At 44.2% G+C, this 4,865-nt stretch carries 9 protein-coding genes; 4 read left to right on the top strand and 5 right to left on the bottom strand.

The window, feature by feature from the left end:
• The 3 genes from C7H79_RS16350 to C7H79_RS16340 form a co-directional block, all read right to left on the bottom strand.
• Window positions 1-492 (bottom strand): hypothetical protein (locus C7H79_RS16350; RefSeq protein ID WP_147383649.1); only part of this gene is annotated, 492 nt, incomplete at its 3' end.
• A gap of 30 nt (window positions 493-522) precedes the next feature.
• Entirely contained in the window at window positions 523-837 is a 315-nt protein-coding gene (locus C7H79_RS16345; protein WP_106708315.1) for a hypothetical protein, read from the bottom strand.
• A gap of 10 nt (window positions 838-847) precedes the next feature.
• On the bottom strand, window positions 848-1,312 hold the full coding sequence (locus C7H79_RS16340; protein WP_106708314.1) for a D-Ala-D-Ala carboxypeptidase family metallohydrolase: 465 nt from the start codon (window positions 1,310-1,312) through the stop codon (window positions 848-850).
• A 15-nt stretch (window positions 1,313-1,327) separates the two neighbouring features.
• Between C7H79_RS16340 and C7H79_RS18160 the strand changes: the two genes are divergently transcribed.
• Window positions 1,328-1,519, top strand: coding sequence for a hypothetical protein (locus C7H79_RS18160; protein ID WP_172592490.1), 192 nt, complete (start codon window positions 1,328-1,330; stop codon window positions 1,517-1,519).
• Window positions 1,520-1,528: 9 nt separating this feature from the next.
• On the opposite strand, the gene C7H79_RS16330 is transcribed toward C7H79_RS18160, so the two are convergent.
• Entirely contained in the window at window positions 1,529-2,296 is a 768-nt protein-coding gene (locus tag C7H79_RS16330) for a hypothetical protein (protein ID WP_172592489.1), read from the bottom strand.
• A 208-nt stretch (window positions 2,297-2,504) separates the two neighbouring features.
• Between C7H79_RS16330 and C7H79_RS16325 the strand changes: the two genes are divergently transcribed.
• The 3 genes from C7H79_RS16325 (at window position 2,505) to C7H79_RS16310 (ending at window position 4,252) form a co-directional block, all read left to right on the top strand.
• Window positions 2,505-2,711: a hypothetical protein gene (locus C7H79_RS16325; protein WP_106708311.1), complete on the top strand. Its 207-nt coding sequence runs from the start codon at window positions 2,505-2,507 to the stop codon at window positions 2,709-2,711.
• Between the two features lie 208 nt (window positions 2,712-2,919).
• The gene (locus C7H79_RS16315; protein WP_106708309.1) at window positions 2,920-3,378 is read left to right on the top strand and encodes a sigma factor-like helix-turn-helix DNA-binding protein; all 459 of its coding nucleotides are present in this window, start codon (window positions 2,920-2,922) and stop codon (window positions 3,376-3,378) included.
• Between the two features lie 67 nt (window positions 3,379-3,445).
• Window positions 3,446-4,252, top strand: a complete 807-nt coding sequence (locus tag C7H79_RS16310; RefSeq protein WP_106708308.1) for a lysozyme inhibitor LprI family protein — start codon at window positions 3,446-3,448, stop codon at window positions 4,250-4,252.
• Window positions 4,253-4,264: 12 nt separating this feature from the next.
• Here C7H79_RS16310 and C7H79_RS16305 read toward each other — a convergent pair.
• Window positions 4,265-4,865, bottom strand: a 601-nt coding sequence (locus tag C7H79_RS16305; RefSeq protein WP_106708307.1) for a hypothetical protein, incomplete at its 5' end; no start/stop codon positions are given.

Raw genomic sequence — 4,865 nt, 5'->3', positions numbered from 1 at the left:
AAGAATCTGGCCAAGCCAAATAGCATCCAACAAGGCTTGGTGCCTCTTTCCTGCGGCGATCAAATCATCCACTGAATCATTGATTCGCCCGGCGCGATCGTGGTACCCGGACAGCAATAAGCGGTTTTCTTCGGTGTATTCTCCCCAGTGCACCGCAACAACTTTTTCTTTGATTGCGAGGTATTGCACTACAACCCTTCCATAATCAGCAATGAATTCCGCAAACAAGGGCTCTCTGGCATCCAAGTAAGTGATCGATGACTTCCACTTATTTACGAACCCAACGTATTGATTGATTGCATGGTCCACAATCAGTCTTTCAGTATCACTGAGCGACGCGCTTTTGATCACCGCCGCAACCTGTCCGGACATAACTTGATCGTTCGCAACTGCAATTTTCGCAAGATCACTGGTATTTTTTAAAACCGTAGTGCATCCTGAGAGGATCAGCAAAAAAACAGAGAAGAGAATTGTTGGCGTCGTTTTAAGCATTTTGCTTCCTTTGTTTAGTTGATAAATAACTTAAATCTTGAATCCCAGTGAAGCAATCATCTTGATGAACTGGTCTATGCCGCCCGTAATTTTTCCAGCTATCAGCAGTAGAACCATAAGCACAAAGTAGCCTGTCAATGAGGCAGTAATATGAACACCACGAAAGAATCCCGATTTTTTCGATTTCTCTTCAAGCACGTGATCCGCATTGCTCTGCATCTTTAATGAAAGATCATTCAATCTTCTTTCCAGCGATATTGAGTGATCATCGATACGCTTTTCCAGCGCAGAAACACGCGCATTGAGAGAGCCTATTTGCATGGTGTGAGGGCAATCATCCGGCATGGCAATTCTCCTATTTGATTAATCCGATTTGTTTGTTTTTGCCGTTAATCGTCAATAGCTGCATCCTGTTACTATCTTTTTTGAGAGAACAATGCACCCAACCCGAGTTGGGTTTTCCACTAACGTAATTTTCAAGAATCAACTGGTCAAAAACCAGATTTGTCGATATCCATAAGGCGAGGTCGTAATTTGCTAGTCCATCAATTTCAAAATCCACCGCCTGACCTGCCATGTGCTGTGATGTTTGACTTCCATTGATGGCTAAATTTAACGCAAGGCATCTGTAACCGCTGTTGATTCTGACCGGGTGCTCGAAATGAGCTCTGACCGGCTCCAATATGTGTGTGCAAACGTGGATTAAGTTACTTAAGATGTGTTCGGGCGGGGTGTTATCTATACCGAGTTCACTGGCCCTGGAAGATCTGATTAGTTCGTTCAGGGTAAAATGCGGGGTTAATTTTGTATGAATATCCATGCCAATTATCTCCTTATGCCAGCAATTGTTTTAGCGACAACGCCGCACGCGCTGATCACACTGTTTAGTCGGTTTACGATAGCGACTTGGAGTTTTAGCTCTGATTCCTTGCCTTTTCTCCAATCATCAAATGGCTTGCACTTGAAAAACTTGTTCACCACGCTAACCGGCATTGATAATGCTTCGGTCAGCGATGTGTGGGAATAAATGCTGAGACTAGCCGCCTGATTCATCAGATTCTCTGCCCAAATCTTTCGCCAGTCTTGAGACGCAGGTACGAACCGGAAATCGGGCGGGTGGCAAATTACTTGCCGCCCCTCCTTTTGGTAGCGCAACGAGTCCGTCACTGGATAATTCGATCTTAAATAAATGGTCCAAACTTTCCCGGCCACTCATGTACGAAGCCATTAGTGCGGCAAAAGAACTTTCAGGAAAACCCGATATAGTGCGTATGCGGTTAATTAGATATTCGTCATAATTACCTTCGCCGTCCGATGGCGCCGGTGTTTCTTCGCTTTTTCTGATCAATTGAGCAGACATGCAACCAAGTAACCAGTGTAATCGCCCGGATACGCCCTCAATCTCGCCCTGGATTCTTTCTATTGATTCTGCCATAGCGCCGGTCAGGTCTTGCAGCAACCAAACATCACCTTCAATCTCGCCCAGTTCAATTGCCTGATCTAGCACTTTATCGATGCTTCCATCCAGATAATCGGAGTATCGGCCATCGCCCACGGCAAAATCAGGGCCATCGTCTGAAACTGAAGCCAGGTAATGGCAAACAACCATCATTCGCTCTTGAACCGTCCAGTCTGCAGGGTTTTCAATTCCCTTGGCCGTTGCAACTGCCTTGAGCAAAAATGCGGTCGTGACTGCCTCTTCAAGATGAGACGGCATAGCTGCGATTGCGATGGATTCACCGATCGACAACTCTTTAAGTTGCACCGTCAAGCGCCTGGTACGGAGTATTGGAAAATGAATCACTGGGATTGCTGCCGTTAAATTTACATGAGCGCAATTGTGGTCAATCTTCAGCCATTGAGACGGTTAATTTTTCCGTGTTTATCGAATTCCATGGAATATCTTTTGAATAAGTGCTGCACTTTATCAAAGAATCGTATTATAATTTTTTATGGCCGAGATTTTCTTGATCATCACTACCAGGTGAATCTGGAATTTAGGAATACGACTCATGAAACGAAAAGGACGCGGAGGTAAGCGCGAAGGCGCCGGGAGAAAAAAAGACACATCCGGGATCATAAAATATCGCGTTTCGTTCACGCTTCCAGTAGATATTATTAACTTTTTAAAAACCCGTAAGCAGCCATCACAATTCGTTGAAATAGCGATTAGAAGATATGCGGCTGAATGCGAAAATTCAGATAATAAGGATGAATAAATCATGGAATTATCACTTAATCACCAACACAGGCAGGGATCGAGCGATTGCAAAGCAAGGCTTATTATTGATGAGTGTGACCGAAACAGCATCAAACTCAGTGACAACGAACTTAGCTTTATTGATTTGATGCACAACAGATTGGTAGATGGGATGCCGCTAATGGCAGAACATAAGCTCGTTCTTGTGACGATCTGGAGAAAAATTCGTGGAAATTAGAAATCAATTTCCCGATGTTTTGGACGACCGTCTCTGTGAGGCTCTGAGATTGAGGGATGATCTCGGATTAACCTATAAAGAAATAGGAGAGAAATTAGGCGATGTTTCAGCCGCAAGAGCAAGTCAATTAGTCAAGAAAGCAAGGAGATTAATTGCTTACGGCTTGAGCAATGAACTTGATGGGCTGGATAGAAAAATTGCAAAAATGCTAATTCCGATAGGTTATACAACAAGAGATAAGCTGGCTATAGCAGTGGTAAAGGGAAACGTATACCCAAACAGGCCAGGGTGGGTTCCAAAGCATTACACAATGGATATGCACATTGAAGTTTGTAAATGGCTTGGGGTGGAGCCAAGGGATTATGCATTGGAGTTTGAAATAATGGAATGCACTGAATTCCTGCAAAAGCACGGCTACGCAGTAACAAAAATATCAACTAACACTTAATCCCTCAATTCGGTCCAGCGAAATACCAACCATTGAATTAATATCATTAAAAATTAAAAAGGAAATTATGATGAAAAATTTATTACTATTCATTGCTTTAATTTTTGTTCCAGCCGTTGCATTGTCTAACGAAACCGGAATAACCGAAGAATACAAAAAATGTTTGGAGAGTGCTGAAGGGGGAACTTTTGATATATCTACGTGCGTTAGCAATGAGTATGACATTCAGGTAGAGCGAATTAATCGCGCGTATAAGACGATATTAACTCAACTGGGAAGTGACTCTGAGAGGGGCAAGGAATTGCTGGGTGTTCAGAAGGCGTGGATGGAGTATCGTGACGCCAAATGCAAGTATGCCGAGGGAGAATATGAGGGTAGCAATATTGCCCCAGTAATTGGACTTGATTGCATCACCCATATGACTGCAGAACGATCATCTGAACTTGAGGGAATGATAAAGCCAGCGGCAACCAAGACAGAGGCACCCCTTAATTCATCATTATTAAGTACCGATGACATAAATGACGTAACCAGAAGCATGTATTACGCGGCTCTCACAACCGGTGTTAATGGAATGACTCAAGTAGAAAATGAATGTTGGAAACATTTTGATATCAATCCAAGTGACAGGATGATTGCTTTGTGCTCTGTTCACGGTTTTTCTGGTGCATTTATTGATGCTACTTTCGCCAGAGTGCAAATGAGAGGACCAACGCCATCCTACAACGGCGCTGCGGTTCGAGAAAGAATAATCAGCAATTCAATCAAACATGGCGAGTTTACGGAAGATCATGTCAAGGGGATAATTATGGATTATGTGGGAACCAGAGTGGGAGAAGTTACCGCAGGTCTACTGAATGCCGGAATGCGGTAGGAAGTGGCTCCATCACATTTTGAGAGCGTTATAATTCACCCAATCATCGCGATCAAGTGCTGTTAGTGTCGCAAGAGTCATAGGCACTAACAGTTCAACATACCTCCCTTTAGCATCAATACTGGAAGTCATCTGCTCGCTTATCGCTTCAATCACCAAGGGAGAATAAATGCGGTTTTTATAGCGCAACGCGATTGTGGTCGGAGCTATCGATGGTACCAGCGCCTCAATAAATCCGCTATTCCCCCTGGCCGCTTGCGCTGACCTGGCAAGAACCGAGCCATCAGGCGACAATTTGACCGGCAATGCCCATTCCATCAGCTTGTTGAATGGCTCTTCGACCTCTTTCATCGGATCATCCCACGCCCTGAATATTGCCGTTACCTGAATCTTCACAGGTGGCATGCCATTGAATACCTGGATGGAATTTAACTTGGTGATACCGGTTCTACCCTCAAATTGACGTATAAAATCATTCGATTTCTGTTGTGCTAGTCCGATCACGCCACTTTCAGGACTGTCATTTGATGTCACGGCATCAATAACCGGCTGCAACGCACCGGATTGAAGCATTGCCAGCAATGTTGGAGCGCGTGACTCTGGACCGGCATGC

Origin of the sequence: Nitrosomonas supralitoralis (assembly GCF_003011925.2) — a bacterium.
Classification (GTDB): domain Bacteria; phylum Pseudomonadota; class Gammaproteobacteria; order Burkholderiales; family Nitrosomonadaceae; genus Nitrosomonas; species Nitrosomonas supralitoralis.
This window is presented reverse-complemented; position numbering and strand designations above follow the sequence as displayed.